Genomic DNA, 551 nt, shown 5'->3' with positions numbered 1-551 from the left:
GTTTCAGTATTAACGAAGCTATCTCCATCTTTGCCGTCTGTAGCTTTTGGATCTACTTTTCCGTTTAATACTTCTTTACCGTCACGACCAGATGCTCCATCCGCACCTTTTGCTCCATCTTGTCCATCTTTAACTACTGTTGTTTGAACAAGTGTGTCTGTTCCTTCTGTGTAGTTTCCATCGCCATCTTTGTCAATGTAGAAGGTTAATGTTGTTTGTTTCTTCGCTTCATCTCGTTCTGCTTTGACTTTTGGTGTTTTTCCATCTTCACCGTTTTTAACGATGGTTGTTAGGGATGGTTTATTGTCTGGTTGGGTGATGGTGATGGTGTGTGTTCCGTTATTGTTGTCTGTAACGGTTACTTCTGGTGTGAATCCATCTTTTCCGTTCTCACCCTTGTCACCTTTTGGTCCTTTGATGTTGCCTGCTGGTTCCCAAGTGTTACCTTTCTTAACGAATACATCTCCTGTTTGTGTATTTACGAATGTGTCTCCATCTTTACCTTGGTTCTCTTTTGGATCTACTTTTCTTCTCTTTTGGATCTACTTTTC

At 40.8% G+C, this 551-nt stretch carries 1 pseudogene; it reads right to left on the bottom strand.

From position 1 onward, the window contains the following. Nucleotides 1-509: pseudogene (locus tag D8845_RS10375) on the bottom strand (hypothetical protein); the annotation flags it as partial. Between the last annotated feature and the right edge of the window lie 42 nt (nucleotides 510-551).

The sequence above is a fragment of the Streptococcus mitis genome (genome assembly GCF_003942865.1).
Lineage (GTDB): Bacteria > Bacillota > Bacilli > Lactobacillales > Streptococcaceae > Streptococcus > Streptococcus mitis_BI.
The sequence above is the reverse complement of the archived record's forward strand: the minus strand, read 5'-3'. Positions and strand labels throughout refer to the sequence as shown.